At 44.3% G+C, this 253-nt stretch carries 1 protein-coding gene; it reads left to right on the top strand.

The window, feature by feature from the left end:
* Window positions 1-253: DDE-type integrase/transposase/recombinase (locus tag FCL48_RS24820; protein ID WP_136876768.1), on the top strand; the 253-nt coding region annotated here is incomplete at both ends.

Raw genomic sequence — 253 nt, forward strand, 5'->3', positions numbered from 1 at the left:
TGGTATTCAAGAAAAGTGATCGACTGGGAACTCTCCACCACCCTGGACACTGCATTTTGTATCAGATGCCTTAAACGTGCTATAAAAACCTCAGGAGCACCCGAAATCATGAATACAGACCAGGGTTGCCAGTTTACCTCAGATGACTGGAGAGAGTGCCTGGAAGACGCGAATATCGCTATCAGTATGGATGGAAAAGGAAGATGGATTGACAATGTTGTCATTGAACGATTTTGGCGTAGTATCAAATACG

Source organism: Desulforhopalus sp. IMCC35007 (assembly GCF_005116575.1).
Taxonomy (GTDB): Bacteria; Desulfobacterota; Desulfobulbia; order Desulfobulbales; family Desulfocapsaceae; genus Desulforhopalus_A.